The organism is Neorhizobium tomejilense (assembly GCF_964254135.1).
Classification (GTDB): Bacteria; Pseudomonadota; Alphaproteobacteria; order Rhizobiales; family Rhizobiaceae; genus Neorhizobium; species Neorhizobium tomejilense.
Window position 1 is genome coordinate 3,765,208 of sequence record NZ_CAXUSO020000001.1, and the last position, 15,519, is coordinate 3,780,726.

The window sequence follows — 15,519 nt, forward strand, 5'->3', positions numbered from 1 at the left end:
TCAGAGCCCTTAGAGAAAGGCCGTCGAGAAGTAGGGCACGGCTGCGATCACCAGAAGGCCGATCATCAGCGCGCCGATATAGGGCCAGATGGCCTTCATGGCCTCGTCCGGCGAGACATTGCCGATCTTGCAGGCGATGTAGAAGCCGATACCGATCGGCGGCGTCATCAGGCCGATATTCATCGCCGTCACCACCACCATGGAATAGTGGATATCGTTGATGCCGAGCGAACGGGCGACCGGAAACATGATCGGCGCCATCAGCACGATCGCCGGCAGGCCTTCCAGCACGCAGCCGAGCACCAAGAAGATCAGGATGGTGACGCCCATGAAGGTCATCCACCCACCCGGAAGGCCCTGCACGGCCTCGACGAGCTGCGCCGCAAACCCTGTCTGGGTCAGCGCCCAGGCCATGGCCGAGGCGGCACCCAGGATCATCAGGATCGCGCCGGACAGTGCTGCCGTCTCCACCAGCATGGAATAGAGCTTCTTCAGGCTGATGCCACCGTAGAGCGTCGCCCCGATGATCATCGCGTAGAGGACGGCGATCGTCGAAACTTCCGTCGCGGTGGCAATGCCCTCGCCGACAGCGGTGCGGATCAGGAAGGGCAAGAGAAGTGCGGGGGCGGCGACCAGCAGCGCTTTCTTGATCACCGAAAGCGGCGCCCGGCGCACACCCGCCATGGATTCGTGCCGCGCCTTCCAGCGCGCCAGGATCGCGAGAACCAAAAGCAGAACCATGGCGATCGCAAAACCGGACGTGAACAGCCCCGCGATCGAAACGCCAGCGGCGGATCCAAGCACGATCAGCACGATCGACGGCGGCACGGTTTCCGCCATCGCCGCCCCGGTTGCCAGAAGCGCGATCATCTCCGGCGGCTTGTGGCCGCGGCGCTTCATTTCCGGAAACAGCGCCGGCGCAACGGTCGCCATGTCGGAGACCTTGGAGCCCGAAATGCCGGATACCAGAAACATCGAGCCGAGCAGCACATAGGACATGCCGGCCCGGACATGGCCGAGCAGCGAGGCCAGCACCTCGACGATCGCCCTGCCCATGCCCGTCGCATCGAGCACGCAGCCGAGCAGCACGAAGATCGGCACCGACAGCAGAATGATGCTCGACATGCCCTCGTCCATGCGTCCGATCATCACGAACACAGGCACGGAAGTCGTGAACGTCAGGAAAGCCAGCGTCCCGAGGCCGAAACAGAAGGCGATCGGCACGCCGAGAACCAGGAACAGCGCGACGAAACCGACGAGGAAGATCGGGATGTTCCAGTTGCCGATCTGTTTCAGGCCCGGTCCGACGAGCCAGAGCAGCGCCGTCACCGCGGCGATGACCACAACGGACATCGCTACCTGCCTGAAGGTCGATCCCTTCAGCGCGTTGACGACCGCGAGGATCAGCATCAACCCGATGCCGACCGGCAGGGCCGCGGCGCGGAAACTCATCGGAATGTTGAGCGCTGCCGAGGTAATGTAGGATTCCTCGATCGCATATTCATAGGCCGGCCGCAGCATCACGCCGAGGAAGAGCGCCATCAGCAGCAGGGCCAGCGTATTCGCCAAGCCGTGCAGCTTTTCCGGCAGCATGCCGACAAAGAGCGTCAGCCGCAGGTGTTCGCTGCGGTCGACGGCCATGGCCGAACCGAGCATGGCAAGCCAGAGGAAAGAGATCGATGCCACCTCGTCGATCCAGACGACCGGCAGCGAAAAGACATAACGGGAAATAACCCCGGCCAATAGAAGCGCGATGATGCCGACGAGAAGCGCCGCGGCGATCGCCTCCACCGGTCGCATCCAGACGGAACCGCTCTGCTGCGGCGCCACGCCCTCAAGCCCGGCGAGCAGAGAAGCCTCATCCATGGGCTCGATCGTATTATGGGCTGCCGTCACGCGTCATCCTCCTCAGTGCCGCGAAGGGGACAGACGAAAGAAACACTCCGGATCGATCGCGGCCGAGCCGCAAATCCAGGCGGACTACACCCCTCTCCGGCGTGACCGCTTTTCCTCCCGACGTCCGGCTCCTCCAGCCATCCGCAGTGGTCCATTATCTGGATCTTATTCTTCTTCAAGTTGCCGGAGTTTGCTGAACACGGACCGATTAGGCAAGTCTAAATTTGCCGCCAGAGCAGAAAACTTTAAAACCGATCCACATCATGGATCTCTCTCCAGCGTAGCTGCAATTGTCTCAGCTCAAGCTCCCGGACACCGTCACATGCAGCCCGCCATCGATGGGAAGCTCGACTCCGGTAATGTATTTCGCCTCGTCGGATGCGAGAAAAACCGAGGCCCAGGCGATATCCCAGCCGTCTCCCTGGCATTTCATCGGCGAAAGGGCGTCTCTTTTGGCCTTCATCTCCTCGGCGGAACCGTAATAACCACTGATCTGTTTCTGGATATGCGGCGTGTCCATCACCCCCGGCAGGATCGCGTTGGCGCGGATGCCCTTGGACGCATATTCGATCGCAATCGCCCGCGTGAAGTGATTGAGCGCCGCCTTCGATGCATAATATGAAACGTAGGGGTAGCCGGTCCACCGGATGGAGGCGAGCGACGAGATGTTGATGATCGCCCCGCCACCCTGCTTCTCCATGATCGGCAGAACAGCCTTGCAGGTGAGGAAGGCGCTAGTCAGGTTCACGTCCATCACCTTGCGCCAACTCTCCTCGGTTGCCTCCGCCGCACCGCCCGGCAGGTTGATGCCGACATTGTTGTGCAGCACGTCAATACGGCCAAAGCGTTCCATGGTCGTTTCGACGACGACGGCAATGTCGGAGGATCTGGTGACGTCGGCGGCGAGCGCCAGGCCCGTGCCGCCTTCGGATTCGATGACGTCGACCGTGTTCCTCGCTGCATCGAGATCGACGTCGACGCAGACGACGCTGCCGCCCTCGCGCGCATAGGCGACAGCCGCGGCCTTGCCGTTTCCGAAACCCGGGCCGACCGAACCGGCACCAAAGACGAGAACGACCTTATTCTTCATGCGATCCATAAATTGCTCCTCCGAGCCACCCTCCCCGGCGGCGCGAAGCAACTTACGGTGCGGTTTTCATCCGGTCCATGTTCAATCGCGGACAGAACATGTTCAAAAAGTACCTGACTGCTCGAATTGCCCGGTATCCGCGGCTTTTTTTGGCGACTACCCGAAATAACGGGAGTTATTTTTCTTCGGCAGGGCCAGCCCCGAATGCGGCCCGGGCGAGATATCGGGCGTGGTCCCGGACATCCTTCGGCCAGCTCTCCGTCAGCTCCCTGAAGCGATCTTCCCGCCCCGCATAGAGCGCCCGCGCCGCGTCCTCATATCCCGGCTGATCCCCGCCGAGCGCCCGCATGAAACGGTCGGCGGCCTCCCGAGCCCGGCGCCTATCATCTCCCGAACTGCTGGCTGCGCGCGCCGCATCGACGAGCTTGCGCAGAGCCACCGAGGCGCCGCCCGGTTGCTGGCCGAGCCACTCCCAATGCCGCGGCAGCAGTGTCACCTCGCGTGGCACCACGCCGAGCTTCGGCCGCCCGGGCCGCCGTTCCACCGGCTCGACAGGCTCCACATCATCCCTGGGGAGGCGAGCGAGACAGTCTTCGAGTGTGCCGCGGAGATCGAGATCGACCGGCTTTCCCGTCGCATCGTCGAAAACCAGAACGCTTTCCTGGCCACCGGCCTTGATCGCCGCGACGACCTCGACCGGCGATCCGCCCGCAATACGGGTTTCACCCCGAAAAGCTGTCCAATGAAAATCTGCCATCTGCTCCCTCTGTCTTGAGAGGAGAATTTATCCGGGTAAAATTACCCCGTCAATCCGGATCACGCGGTCCGCTGTCTGAGGCGCCCCAAACCGTCGCGAAGAGGACCAGCAGCGCGGATGATCGTCCGCCGCGCCGGCGGTTCGATAGTCCTTGCGATCACCCAGGCGACGGAGAGCAGGGCAGCAACCAGCACGAGGGCTACGAGCCAGCGGTTCTGATCCGTGCCGAAACGGGCAAACACCGCGTAACCGATATTCTGGTGCAGCAGGTAGAGCGGATAGGTGAGGCCGCCGAGCCCGATCGACAGTGCCGGAGAAATGCGCATCGACGGCGCCGTGGCGCAGACCGCAACTGCTGCCAGCGCCAGTGGCCCGATGAGCGCGAGCCCGACGGCGCTGCGGCTCAGCCCGTATGTTGCGATGAAATCCGGTTCGGACAGGAAGGGTGTGGCGATTGCCCAGCAGACGGTGGCTGCGAGCACGCAGAGGCTCGAAGGGGATGCATGCTGCCTCACCTTGTAGAGCGCCAGGCCGAAGGCGAAATAGCCGGAATATTCGGTAATCAGCAGTTTCTGGATCGCGCCGCTGCCGATGAAGGCCTCGTTGACGATCGAAATCGCCAGCCACGCCAGCACGACAACGCGCCAGCCGCGTTCGAAAAGGCCGGTGGCGATCAGCAGGAAAACCCAGCCGTAGAAGATGATCTCGTAGGCGATCGTCCAATAGGCACCGTCGAGAAATGGCTGGCCGAGGCCGCGCGAGATGATGACGACATGCGCCAGCCATTGCCTGACCGTCGGCGGATCCAAGGTCGGCACATGCCAGACGGCGAGCACGACGGCGGTGATCGTCGCGCAGACGATGAAGGTCGGCCAGAGCCGCGCGAAGCGTCCGGCGGCAAAATCATAGGCCGTGCGGCCTTCCGCCGACATGGTGATGACATAGCCGGAAATCGCAAAGAAGATCAGCAGGCCGGTATCGAACCACATGGCAAAGGGTGCGAGTTCCGGAAAGCCGATGCCACCGCCCTCGTCGGAAATCTGCATGCGGAAACCGTAATGGAACGTCAGCACCATCAGCGCCGAGACGAGGCGCAGGATATCCAGGTTCAGCAGCCTTGGCGTCTTCGGGGCCGTCATCCGATCCTCTGGGGTGAAATAGCTTGAGGCCGGACCCTATCGCACCTGCCTTTGGAAAAGGTGAATCCTTCCCCGAGAATACGAGCGGTTCCGGCTGGCCAGCCTCAGGTAACGCCAAGGACTTCACTTTCCTTGACGAATATCGTTTCCTGTCAAATTCATGACGGGACCCATGGACAGTCCCGAGGGAGGTTTCGATGTCGGTTTTTCTCTGCGGCGCCTGCGGCACTTCCTTTCAGGAAGCCGAGGAAGCGCCGGAAGCGTGCCCCATCTGCACAGACGAGCGCCAATATATACCGCCTTCCGGCCAAGCCTGGACGACGACGGAAAAGCTCGCACGGACGCACCGAAATTCTTGGACGCAGCTCGAACCGGAGCTGTTTGCGATCCAGACCGTTCCAGCCTTCGCCATCAACCAGAGGGCCCTGCTGCTTCGCACGCCGGCGGGAAACATCCTTTGGGATTGCATCGCGCTCCTCGACGACGCGACCAGGGCGATCGTCCAGTCGCTGGGCGGCCTCAGCGCCATCGCGATCTCCCATCCGCACTATTACACGACCATGCAGGATTGGGCCGCCGCCTTCGACGCGCCGATCTATCTGCATGCCGCGGACAAGGAGTGGATCTGCCGTCCCTCGGATCACGTCCGGCTGTGGGACGAAGATGCGCTGGTGCTTTCCTCCTCCGTCACGCTGGTTCATGGCGGCGGACACTTTGCCGGCGGCACCGTCCTGCATTGGACGGGCGAAGACGACAAGGGCGTGCTGCTGGCCGGAGATATCGTCCAGGTCACGCCGGGCGCCGACCATGTCTCCTTCATGTGGAGCTACCCCAACATGCTGCCGCTCAGCGCCGCTGAAGTTGCCGATGTCGCGGAGCGGCTGGCGCTTTGGCCTTTCGAGCGGATCTACGGCGCTTTCTCGCATCAGAATGTCCGCCAGGACGGCCAGGCGATCGTCGCCCGCTCCGCCAGGCGGTATATCGACCGGCTCTCCAAATGAAGAACGCGCGGGCGTTGCCGCCCGCGCGTCCGATAATCTCGAGAACTGGATCGCTTATTTCAGGCCGAGAAGCTTCTTGGCATTGCCCTCGTAGATCTTCTGGCGGGTGGCGTCGGAGATGTCCATGTTGTCGAGAACCTGGATGGTCTCGCGGATGTACATCGGGCCACCTTCCGGATCGAACGGTGCGTCGGACGCGAACAGCACGCGGTCTTCGCCGAAAAATTCGATGGCATGCTCGATTGCCTTGGTCGAACCGAAGCTCGCCGTGTCGGCATAAAATTCCTTGAAGTATTCGAGATGCGGGCGCTCCAGCGCCTTCAGCACGACCGAAAGGTCGCGATCGGACGTGCGCTTGCCCATCTGGTCCCAGCCGGCACCGACGCGGCCTTCGAAGAAGGGCACCATGCCGCCGGCATGATGGGTGACGACCTTGAGACCCTTGTACTTGTCGAAGATGCGCGAGAACACGAGGCGCGCCATTGCCGCCGAGGTTTCATACGGCCAGCCGAAGGTCCAGAAGATCTCGTATTCCGAACGGTCTTCGGTCAGGTAGTCCGGGAAGTTGGCGCCGCGCGACGGATGCAGGAAGACCGGCTTGCCCGACTTTGCCATGTATTCGAAAAAGGGCTCGAACTGCGGCAGGTCGAGCGGCTTGCCGCTGTAATTGGTGAAGATCTGGACTGCACAGGCGCCGAGATCTTCGACGACCCGCTTGGTTTCCGCCATCATCCATTCCTGGTTTTCCATCGGCACGGTGGCGATGAAGGCCGGGAAGCGTTCCGGATATTTGTCGCACAGTTCCTTCTGGGAATCGTTGCCGATCCGACCGAGGTCATAGGCGCGGTCGGGGCCTGCCAGCTTTTCAAGAGGCGGGGAAGCGAGCGACAGGACCTGCTGGTAGTCGCCGCCGAACATGTCCATCACCTGGAAACGACGGTCGAGGTCCGTCATCATCGGCACCGCGCCCGAGCGCATGGTGACGTCGGTCATCGTGCCGATATAGCCGATCAGCTTGTCGAAAAAAGGCTTCGGCCAAATGTGGTTGAAAGCGTCGATCTTCTTCATGGAATGCTCCTCCTGTCCGTCCTGCTACGGCACCGCGAACTTAAGGGAAGTCCAGTGCCCCGAGGCGTTTAAAAAATCCGCGAGCCGAGCGATGCCGAGATCCCGGCCATGCTCCGTTGCGGCAAAATGCGAAGGCAGCCACAGAAAGTCAACACATTTTCTTGCATTATGAGATTATCGACTAGAAATCCTGTGTCGATGCGAGGCCAGCGCGGCGGTGATCTCACCGGCTGCAAGCAAGACTTCCCGGCCGATATCCTCCACCGCGGAGCCGCTGGCGTGTTCTTGAGCGATCGTTACGGAAAAGCTGGCGATGGGGCTTTGGCCAGCATCGAAGATCGGTGCCGCGAAACCGACGACACCGGGTGTCACCTCGCCATGAGCCACGGCGTAACCCTTCTTGCGCACCGACTTCAGCCCATCGAGGACGGCTTCCACGGTATCGCCGGCGCCCGCCGCCTGCCAGTCGCCGAGCGTGCGATTGATCAGCGGCAGGAGATTGCGGCGCGGCAGGAAGGCGACGATGGACCGGCCGATCGCGCCCCGGCTGAGCGGCATCGGCCGCCCGCGCGGATAGCTGCTGATCGCTTCGCGGCTGGAACTGATCGAATCGACGCAGAGGATCTTTTCGCCGTACCAGCGCACCAGAAGCGCCGTGCACTCGTATTTCCCCGTGAGCTTCTGGAGGTAGGGCGCGCCGGACAGGATGAGATTGTCGGATTTCCGCAGGAGATAATCCATCTCCACCACCCTTGGGCCCAGCGTGAAGCCGGTATTCGGCATGGAGGTGAGGAAACCGCTGTCCTTCAGGATCTTGAGATAGCGATAGAGTGTCGGCCGGCTATAACCCAGCTCCTCCATCAGCTCTTCCGGGGTCCATTCCAGACGGTCCTCGGTGAAAACCTCAAGTACCGCCTGAAGGCGTTCGAGACTGTTGACGGCCTTTTTTCTCAAAGATGCTCCCGCTCTTTCCTGACGGCGCGCGACATCAGACCGGCCGGACCTATGCGGCAATAACGATAACTGCGAAAACTGCAATGGCAAGTGGTGCTACTCGGCCGCCTTCAGCGGAGGCAGGCGGCTGCCGCCAAGAGCGCTGACCGCCTCCTCCGTCGCGACCACACGCCGGATCGCCGCCAGATATTCCGCCTGGAGAGCGGTCGGCTGCCAGTTGCGGCGGGTGGTAATGCCGATCGACAGCGGCTTTCCCGGCACTTCATAGTTCAGAAGCGCCAGGAACCCGGCCTTCAACTCATGCCGGATCTGGTGGCGGGACAGCAGCGCCAACCGGTCCGTCTGCATCAGGATGCCGCGCAACGCCGTCAGCGAACCGGTCTCGACGGTCCCCTGCATCTGCGGTCCATCGGGAAACTTCGCAGCCAAGGCATCGAACGTGTTGCGGTTGGGCGTGCCCTTGCGCGCCACCACCCATGGATAGGAGGCAAGTTCGGCAAGCGAGACCTCCGTCTTGCCCGAAAGCGGATGACCGGCACCCGCGACGACCGCCAGCCGAAAATCGAAAAGCGGCTCTTGGCCGAGTGTCGGCGTCAGGCGGCTGCGCAGCGCGCCGATCAGAAAATCGATATGCCCCATTTCCAGATCGCTGAGGAGCTGCTCGTAGCTGCCTTCGAGGATCTCGAACCGCGCCAGCGGATGGGTGAGGGCCAGCGAGGCAATCGCATCGGGCACGATGGTGGTGCGCGCCATGGGCAGCGCGCCGATCGATACCAGGCCATCGAACTTGCCGCGCAGTTCCTGCACTTCCTCGGTGGCGTTGCCGAGCTCTTTCAGCGAAAGGCCGGCCCAGCGGGCAACGGCGCGACCGGCACCGGTGAACCGCGTCGCGCGGCCATCGGCCTCGAAGAGGCTAGTGCCGAGGATTGCCTCCGCGTTGCGCGCCGTGCGCTGAACCGCGGCACCCGATTGGTCGAGGATACGCGCGGCACCCGGAAACCCTCCGGTCTGGGCAAAGGCCTGCAGGGCGCGCAGATGGGAGATCGTCAGCCTTGCATCGGCACCGGAGCCGCGCGAACCCGAATCCGCCTGGAGCTTCTGGCAGCCGGTCCGGATGAGATCGAGCGCCCTGAGCGACCGGGTCTGGACGACCCGGCCTGCCGGCGTCGCCATCGCATGGCCGGGCCCGCGCTCGAGAAGCCGCGTTCCAAAGCGGTCTTCGAGGCGGGAAATCGCCTGTGAGGCCGCCGGCTGGGTCACGCCGACGATATCGGCCGCCCGCGTCAGCGAGCCAGTGCGCAGGCAGGCGCAGAAAAGACGGATATGGCGCAGATTGGGATAGTCCACGTGCCTGTCCTCCCCTGCCTTTCTCCTCCCGGCAGCGGGTCGAAACGGTGCAAGTCCGGCACTTGCCCCGCTTCGGTTAATTCACGGTGCGACGTTCCGCTCGCCGGTCAGCTGTTCGTTCATCCATTCCGCGCTGGCGCGGATGCCGCCGAGCGGGAAGACATGGATCTGCTGGATCAGGCTCTCCGGATGGGAAGCCTTGTAATCGGCGATCTCGGTCAGCACTTCCGTCGGCTCGTAGGGAACCAGGAGCTTGCTGAGATCCATCGCGCGCTTCTGCAGCACGCCGAGCGAGGGGCCGACGCCGCAGGCGATGGCAAACTTGATGAGCGTCTGCAATTTGGTCGGTCCGGCAATGCCGAGATGGATCGGCAGCTTGACGCCGGCGGCAGCGATGCGCTCGGCCCAGGCGATGACCGGCTTGGCATCGAAGGCGAACTGCGTGGCGATCGCCATCTCCGCATCGGTGCGCTCGGAATACGCCTGCTTGAACTTCAACGCCTCGTCGACGATCCTGTAGCCGCCGTCCTTGTCGATGTCCTTGTTGCCTTCCGGGTGGCCGGCGACATGCAGCCGCTTGAAGCCGTAGCGGTCGAACAGGCCGGTCTCGATCAGCTGGATGGAACTGTCGAAATCGCCTGCGGGCGTCGATACGCCGCCGCCGAGCAGCAGCGCCTGTTCCACGCCCGCCTCGTTTCTGTAGCGCTTGATCCAGTCCTCCAGGATCGCATGGCTTGCAATGATGCGGGAGGGAAAATGCGGCATGACGGGGAAGCCGTCTTCGTGCAGGCGCCTTGCGGTCTGCACCATGTCCTCGATCGGCGTTCCGTCGATATGGGCGATATAGACCCGGGTGCCCTTCGGCAGCAGTGCCTTGAAATCTTCGATCTTGGCCGCCGTGCGCGGCATGACTTCGATGGAATAGCCGTCGATAAGGTCCCTGAAGCTGGCCGGCTCCACGGACCTCTCTTCCTGCTTGCCCCTGAACAGATTCAAAAATGCCATTGTTGATCCTCCCCCCGTTTAGCCAGTGAAAAACGTCCGGTCAGACGGACGGAGCGGCGTGCGAGAACAGCCCGTTCTCGCACGCCCATCGATTAGAGGGCCTTCTTTGTGCGCCAGCTTTCGGCGTAATTTTCACGCGCTTCCTGGGCGTAGGGCACCGCTGCGACACGAACGCGGATCTCAGCCTGCTTATGGCCCTGCTCGACGGAGGTCTTGGAGGTACCGCCATCCGGCTCGCCCCAGATGAGCGTCAGGATGTCGTTTTCCTCGATGTCGGCATCGACTACGCCGAGCGACAGCATGGAACGCTCGTTGTAGCTATAGCCGTTGAACATCGACAGGCCGACGACCTTGCCGTCCTTCAATACCTTGTCGAAGCTCGACGAGGCGTAGTTGGAGAGCGGGAAGTCGATCCACTTGGCGGCCTGTTCGCCGGGCTGGAAAGCCGAGGCGATGACCTTGACGACGTCGTCGGAATTCCACTCGAAGGTGACCTTGCGGCGCTGCGGGGTTGCCTTCTGCTTTTCGACGGCCGCGCGGCCGACGAAGTCGTGGTCGAACTTGACGTAAACGCCGTAGCCGAGTTCGTAGGGGTTGAGGTAGTAGTCTTCGATCTTGTCGGAGACGTAGCTGCCGCCGATCGAGCCCGAAGCTTCGTAGCTCTGGGCAGAAAGCCAGTCGCGATAGGCCTGCAGTTCGTCGCCGGTGTAGATCGCCGGAAGCGGCGACGGGATCCAGCCGGATTCCAGGGTGTTGGTGGCATAGGCGCGGCTGCCGACCGGGCGCAGATCGACGCCGGCTTCTTCAGCAGCCTTGATGATGGCGGCGCGGACTTCGTCCTTCTCCGCATACGGACCCCAGATTTCGAGACCCGGAGCGCCGGCCATGCCGTGGCGCAGAGCCTGAACCTTGCGGCCGCCGACATTGATCCAGTCGACGTGGAAGAACTTGATCTCCGGGATCGGGCCGCCGTTCATCTTTTCGAAGACCTTCGGCGCATCCGGACCCTGGATCTGGAAGCGGTAGTGGATGCGGGTGACGAGCTTGCCGTCCGGGCGCGAAGGTGAACGCGGGTCGTGGGTCAGCTTGACGTTATATTTGCCGAGCGACGCGTTGTAGAGCAGCCAGTTGGCGGTCGGTGCACGGCCGACGAGGACGAACTTTTCTTCCGTTTCGCGGAAGATGATCATGTCGCCGATGACATGACCGGCAGGCGTCACCGGAACGTAGTGCTTGGCGCGGTCGACGCCGAAATTGGCAAAGCTGTTGATCGACAGGCTCTCGAGGAACTTGGCGGCGTCCGGGCCTTCGACGACCAATTCGTCCATGTGATGCGACTGGTCGAAAAGAACCGCGCCTTCACGCCATGCAGCCTGTTCCGAACGCCAGTTGGAGAATTCCGGAGCCACGACCGGGTATACATAGATGCCGGTCTTGGAGTTGCGCAGATGCTCGACGGTGTTGCCCGCATCCTTCAAAACTTGAGTGAGATTGGCCTGAGTCACGGAATTCCTCCCTATGGTTTGTCTGTGGCTTGCAATGTCGTGTATACATGACGGCATCGGAAGACAAATTCAAGGGGAAATATTCGGCAGGCTGATGATCGCCTCGGGGATAGTAAACCGAAGGCTTCCGTCCATCAAAACTCGCGGCAGGCGGTCGGGTCTCAGGAGTTGAGGAGCACCAGGCCCGGAACGGTGAGCATCAGTTCCGGATCCTCGAACACGGCGTATTCGAGGTTCTTGCGGGCGATGCGGGCGTGCTCGCGGGCGATGAACTCCGCCCGTGCGCCCTCGCGCCCGGCGATTGCCTGCACCAAGGTGCGATGTTGTTCCTGCGCAATATGCAGCGACTGACGGAAGGCCGCCACGTGGGCCCGGCCTGACAGGAAAGCCGATGGCGACGCGAACGGCAGCCGTGTCGCGCGCTCGACCTCCCGCTGGATTACCGTGCTGCCGGAAAGCTCGACCAGCACCACATGAAACCTTGCGTTCGCCTCCGAATAGGCTTCCAGATCCACCTCGTCCGCGGCTTCGCCGAAACAATCGTCAAGCCGGGCCTGGATTTCCCGAAGCTGATCCAATCCTGCCTGGGAGACGCCGCGTTCGGCGGCAAGCCGCGCCGCTGTCCCTTCCAGCACGCCGCGCAGCTCTATCGCATCGACGGCATCCGCATAGGTGAAGCTTCGGACCACGAAACCGCCATTCGCCAACCGGTCGAGCAATCCCTCCTCCGCAAGACGCGACATCACCTCGCGCACCGGCGTCCGGGAAATCTGCAGCGTCTCGGCCAGCGAAACTTCGAAGAGCCGAGTGCCGCCCGGGTAGTCGCCGCTCAGGATCTTCTTGCGCAGCTCCATCAGCGCGCGCATCGTGTGGGTCGTTCTCGAGGTCTCTTCCAAATCCGCACCTTTGCCTGAGACAAGCCGGCGCAACCTCCGCCTGTCGATCCCCAAATCTTAGCCACATCTGATGGATTGGCCAAGCCTCATGTATACAGGGGGCAGAGGCTGTGGATGACGGTGCGGGTTTGGAGCGCAAATGCATGGCGCGTATACAAGGCAACGCGCTGAAGAGGCGAGCTTATTTGCCTTGGCGCCGCGCCGAAAGGACCCGCGCAACGGTTTCCCTGAGATCGCTGGCCGGCTTTGCGCCGCTCCCCGCCATCTCGTCCTGGACGGCGGCAATCTCGCGGGCAAGACCGCCGTTCAGCCCCAGCGCATCGAGGGTAACGCCGCTTTCGCGCATCTCGGCGGCCCGGCGACGGCCGTGGCGGGTCGTGCGCTCGAACTGGTAATCCGGGAATTTCGACCAGTCGAGGCCCGGAAAGCTTTGGGAGAGCGAGGCTAAAATTTCCTCGAAACAACCCGAGGCCTCCGCCGCAAGCAGCGCCTCGACGGTGATCGCTTCCAGGCCCTTGACGAACACCGAGCGCACCATCTTGATGGCCGTCGCCGAACCGACCGTCTCGCCCGCAACATCAGCGCTGAAGCCGAGGCCGCGGAAACGCTCCAGTAGCTCGGCGGCGCTCTTGCCAGCAATCAGAACCGGGGTCGCATGGCCCTTCGGATGGACCGGCGCCATGACGGCCATGTCGAGATAGTCGGCACCGGCCTGGTTGACCAGCGCGGCAGTCTCGCGTTTGCGGCCGGGGGACACGGAATTGATGTCGATCAAGAGCGCGCCCTGGCCGAGATGCGGCACGATCGATCGGGCGGCAACCAGGCTCTGGTCGGCGGTGACCGCGCTGAAGATCCACTCGGCATCGGCAAGACCCGCAGGCGACGCTTCCGCCTGCACGCCGCGGCTCGCCATCGCCGCCTGCATCTCGCCCGCCTTCTCGGCATCGTCGAGCAGCAGATCGTAGGCACCGAATTCGCCGTTCTCGAGCTTCGGCGCCAGGCTGTCGTGAAAGGCGCGTGCCGCCTCGCCAAAACCCAGAAATGCGATCCTCATGGCCGTGCCCTACTCTCAGTCGCCGAAAACCACGCCGTCGAAAAGCTTGCGCGCCGTGCGCAGCACCGCCGCGCGATAGACTTCGCCGCCCTTCATGGTGGCAATGACGCTCATCTCGCCGGTCGGATGTTCGATCGACAGCAGCTTCTCGTCGCCTTCCGGAATGACGGCCAGTTCCGAAGCCGGACCTTCCGGCAGGAGGCAGGCGGTCGCGACGCTGACAGCACCGAGCACGCCGATCGCATCATGGCACGTATGCGGGATGAAGGTCCGGGTCGAGATCGCCCCGCCCGCCGTCGGCGCCGAAACCATGGTCATCTTCGGAACGGATTTTTTGGTAACGTCGCCGAGGTTCATCATCGGCCCAGCCTTCAGCCGGATCGCCTCCAGCTTGGCGCGCAGTTCCTGGTTCGCTTCGAGATCCTTGGGGCTCTCGGTGCCGGTAATGCCGAGCACATCGCCACGCATGACGACGCAGGGCATGCCGTTGTCGATCAGCGTGCAGGCAATGCCTTCGATGAGGTCGACCGCGTTTCCGGTCGGCAGCAGCGCGCCGCAGGAGGAGCCGGCCGTATCGGCAAATACGATCGGCACCGGCGCCGAAGTTCCCGGCACCCCGTCGATCCGGGCCTCGCCCTTGTAGGTCACCTGGCCGCCGGGCGTTTCGATCGTCGCAATGGCGATCTGCCCGGTGTTTTCCATGAAGATCGAGACTTCGGTTTTTTCGCCCTTTGCCGCCACCAGCCCGCGCTCGATGGCAAAAGGCCCGATGCCGGCAAGGATATTGCCGCAGTTCTGCGCGTCGGTGACGATCGGCTGGTCGACGAAGACCTGCAGGAACAGATAGTCGACATCGACCCCTTCCCGCTTGGATTTCCGAACCACCGCCACCTTGGAGGTCAACGGATGGGCGCCGCCCATGCCGTCGATCTGGCGGGGATCGGGCGATCCCATAGCCCGCAGAAGAAAATTGTCACGGTCGGCCGGCAGGTCGGAGGCGAGGAAATACCCGCCCTTGGAGGTGCCGCCACGCATCCACATGCAGCGCACGCCGGTATCAATGTCACTCATCTCGATCTCCCTTCTTCTCCCCAGCGGGGAGAAGGGAAAGCGGCCTCCACCGCTCAGATATACTTCAGGCCTTTTTCGGCGAGCTTGCCGCGCATGTCATAGATATCGAGGCCGAGTTCGCCGGCGGCAAGCCGCTTGCGTTTGTCTTCTTCGGCCGCAACCCGGGTTTCCGCCTTCTTGGCAACCGCTTCGGCTTCTTCACGGGCAACCACGCAGACGCCGTCGTCGTCGGCGACGATCACGTCGCCCGGCCGGACATAGGCACCGGCGCAGACGACCGGAATGTTGACCGAACCGAGCGTTTCCTTGACCGTGCCCTGGGCATAGACCGCCTTCGACCAGACCGGGAATTTTATCTGGGTCAGATCGACCACGTCACGCACGCCGGCGTCGATGATCAGGCCCTTGCAGCCGCGCGCCTGCGCGGAGGTGGCGAGCAGGTCGCCGAAATAACCGTCTTCGCAGGGGCTGGTCGGGGCGAGCAGCAGGATGTCACCCGCCTTCAACTGCTCGATCGCCACGTGCAGCATCCAGTTGTCGCCCGGAGGTGCGGAGATGGTGACGGCGCTCGCCGCGAGGCGCGCACCCGGATAGATCGGCCGCATGTAGCTGGCGAGCAGGCCCTTGCGGCCCTGCGCCTCATGGACGGTTGCGACACCGCAGGCTGCCAGCCGGTCGATGACCGACTGATCCGCGCGTTCGATATTCTGGACGACGACCGGCATCAGAGTTCGTC

Annotated in this window: 14 protein-coding genes; 1 reads left to right on the forward strand and 13 read right to left on the reverse strand. The window is 62.8% G+C overall.

The annotated features are described in order from the left end of the window. Positions 1-9 precede the first annotated feature (9 nt). The 4 genes from ACSQ3G_RS18665 to ACSQ3G_RS18680 form a co-directional block, all read right to left on the reverse strand. On the reverse strand, positions 10-1,866 hold the full coding sequence (locus tag ACSQ3G_RS18665) for a TRAP transporter large permease subunit (RefSeq protein ID WP_436111743.1): 1,857 nt from the start codon (positions 1,864-1,866) through the stop codon (positions 10-12). Positions 1,867-2,191: 325 nt separating this feature from the next. After that, entirely contained in the window at positions 2,192-2,995 is an 804-nt protein-coding gene (locus tag ACSQ3G_RS18670) for an SDR family NAD(P)-dependent oxidoreductase (protein ID WP_436111073.1), read from the reverse strand. Positions 2,996-3,161: 166 nt separating this feature from the next. Further along, a complete protein-coding gene (locus ACSQ3G_RS18675) occupies positions 3,162-3,743 on the reverse strand; it encodes a DUF2239 family protein (RefSeq protein ID WP_436111074.1) in 582 nt (193 codons plus the stop codon). Between the two features lie 59 nt (positions 3,744-3,802). After that, complete coding sequence (locus ACSQ3G_RS18680) at positions 3,803-4,882, reverse strand: acyltransferase family protein (RefSeq protein WP_436111075.1); 1,080 nt, start codon at positions 4,880-4,882, stop codon at positions 3,803-3,805. A gap of 197 nt (positions 4,883-5,079) precedes the next feature. Here ACSQ3G_RS18680 and ACSQ3G_RS18685 point away from each other — a divergent pair, with 197 nt between their 5' ends. Next, the gene (locus tag ACSQ3G_RS18685) at positions 5,080-5,883 is read left to right on the forward strand and encodes an MBL fold metallo-hydrolase (protein ID WP_436111076.1); all 804 of its coding nucleotides are present in this window, start codon (positions 5,080-5,082) and stop codon (positions 5,881-5,883) included. 54 nt (positions 5,884-5,937) lie between these two features. Here ACSQ3G_RS18685 and ACSQ3G_RS18690 read toward each other — a convergent pair whose 3' ends face one another. The 9 genes from ACSQ3G_RS18690 to ligK form a co-directional block, all read right to left on the reverse strand. Then, a complete protein-coding gene (locus ACSQ3G_RS18690) occupies positions 5,938-6,951 on the reverse strand; it encodes an amidohydrolase family protein (RefSeq protein ID WP_436111077.1) in 1,014 nt (337 codons plus the stop codon). 174 nt (positions 6,952-7,125) lie between these two features. Next, complete coding sequence (locus tag ACSQ3G_RS18695) at positions 7,126-7,905, reverse strand: IclR family transcriptional regulator (RefSeq protein WP_436111078.1); 780 nt, start codon at positions 7,903-7,905, stop codon at positions 7,126-7,128. A gap of 96 nt (positions 7,906-8,001) precedes the next feature. Further along, positions 8,002-9,252 carry a LysR family transcriptional regulator gene (locus ACSQ3G_RS18700; protein WP_436111079.1) on the reverse strand — a complete coding sequence of 417 codons (1,251 nt, stop codon included), beginning with the start codon at positions 9,250-9,252 and terminating at the stop codon, positions 8,002-8,004. A gap of 81 nt (positions 9,253-9,333) precedes the next feature. Next, entirely contained in the window at positions 9,334-10,257 is a 924-nt protein-coding gene (locus ACSQ3G_RS18705) for a methylenetetrahydrofolate reductase (RefSeq protein ID WP_436111080.1), read from the reverse strand. 92 nt (positions 10,258-10,349) lie between these two features. Then, entirely contained in the window at positions 10,350-11,762 is a 1,413-nt protein-coding gene (gene ligM, locus ACSQ3G_RS18710) for a vanillate/3-O-methylgallate O-demethylase (RefSeq protein ID WP_046626242.1), read from the reverse strand. Between the two features lie 161 nt (positions 11,763-11,923). Continuing rightward, a complete protein-coding gene (locus ACSQ3G_RS18715; RefSeq protein ID WP_436111081.1) occupies positions 11,924-12,658 on the reverse strand; it encodes a GntR family transcriptional regulator in 735 nt (244 codons plus the stop codon). Between the two features lie 181 nt (positions 12,659-12,839). Further along, positions 12,840-13,712, reverse strand: coding sequence for an NAD(P)-dependent oxidoreductase (locus tag ACSQ3G_RS18720; protein WP_436111082.1), 873 nt, complete (start codon positions 13,710-13,712; stop codon positions 12,840-12,842). Between the two features lie 15 nt (positions 13,713-13,727). Then, a complete protein-coding gene (locus tag ACSQ3G_RS18725) occupies positions 13,728-14,783 on the reverse strand; it encodes a 4-oxalomesaconate tautomerase (protein WP_436111083.1) in 1,056 nt (351 codons plus the stop codon). 53 nt (positions 14,784-14,836) lie between these two features. Then, on the reverse strand, positions 14,837-15,508 hold the full coding sequence (ligK, locus tag ACSQ3G_RS18730) for a 4-carboxy-4-hydroxy-2-oxoadipate aldolase/oxaloacetate decarboxylase (protein ID WP_436111084.1): 672 nt from the start codon (positions 15,506-15,508) through the stop codon (positions 14,837-14,839). Positions 15,509-15,519: the final 11 nt, after the last annotated feature.

Bases quoted from the DNA above. Each gene is read 5' to 3' on its own strand.
- ACSQ3G_RS18665 (WP_436111743.1), bottom strand. From the start codon at position 1,866: ATGGATGAGGCTTCTCTGCTCGCCGGGCTTGAGGGCGTGGCGCCGCAG.
- ACSQ3G_RS18670 (WP_436111073.1), bottom strand. From the start codon at position 2,995: ATGGATCGCATGAAGAATAAGGTCGTTCTCGTCTTTGGTGCCGGTTCG.
- ACSQ3G_RS18675 (WP_436111074.1), bottom strand. From the start codon at position 3,743: ATGGCAGATTTTCATTGGACAGCTTTTCGGGGTGAAACCCGTATTGCG.
- ACSQ3G_RS18680 (WP_436111075.1), bottom strand. From the start codon at position 4,882: ATGACGGCCCCGAAGACGCCAAGGCTGCTGAACCTGGATATCCTGCGC.
- ACSQ3G_RS18685 (WP_436111076.1), top strand. From the start codon at position 5,080: ATGTCGGTTTTTCTCTGCGGCGCCTGCGGCACTTCCTTTCAGGAAGCC.
- ACSQ3G_RS18690 (WP_436111077.1), bottom strand. From the start codon at position 6,951: ATGAAGAAGATCGACGCTTTCAACCACATTTGGCCGAAGCCTTTTTTC.
- ACSQ3G_RS18705 (WP_436111080.1), bottom strand. From the start codon at position 10,257: ATGGCATTTTTGAATCTGTTCAGGGGCAAGCAGGAAGAGAGGTCCGTG.
- ACSQ3G_RS18720 (WP_436111082.1), bottom strand. From the start codon at position 13,712: ATGAGGATCGCATTTCTGGGTTTTGGCGAGGCGGCACGCGCCTTTCAC.
- ACSQ3G_RS18725 (WP_436111083.1), bottom strand. From the start codon at position 14,783: ATGAGTGACATTGATACCGGCGTGCGCTGCATGTGGATGCGTGGCGGC.
- ligK (WP_436111084.1), bottom strand. From the start codon at position 15,508: ATGCCGGTCGTCGTCCAGAATATCGAACGCGCGGATCAGTCGGTCATC.